This window comes from Pseudomonas sp. IC_126 (genome assembly GCF_004331835.1).
GTDB lineage: Bacteria > Pseudomonadota > Gammaproteobacteria > Pseudomonadales > Pseudomonadaceae > Stutzerimonas.
Genome location: NZ_SJSS01000018.1, coordinates 1 through 405 on the forward strand (window position 1 = coordinate 1; position 405 = coordinate 405).

Here is a 405-nt window from a genome sequence, read left to right on the forward strand (position 1 = left end):
GGAATATTGCACAATGGGCGCAAGCCTGATGCAGCGACGCCGCGTGGGGGATGACGGCCTTCGGGTTGTAAACTCCTTTCGTCAGGGACGAAGCTTTGTGACGGTACCTGGATAAGAAGCACCGGCTAACTACGTGCCAGCAGCCGCGGTAATACGTAGGGTGCGAGCGTTGTCCGGAATTACTGGGCGTAAAGAGCTCGTAGGTGGTTTGTCGCGTCGTTTGTGTAAGTCCACGGCTTAACTGCGGGCGTGCAGGCGATACGGGCATAACTTGAGTGCTGTAGGGGAGACTGGAATTCCTGGTGTAGCGGTGAAATGCGCAGATATCAGGAGGAACACCGATGGCGAAGGCAGGTCTCTGGGCAGTAACTGACGCTGAGGAGCGAAAGCATGGGTAGCGAACAG

The 405-nt window shown here is 56.5% G+C and carries 1 rRNA gene; it reads left to right on the forward strand.

The window, feature by feature from the left end:
* Positions 1-405 (forward strand): 16S ribosomal RNA (locus E0D86_RS21270); the annotation flags it as partial.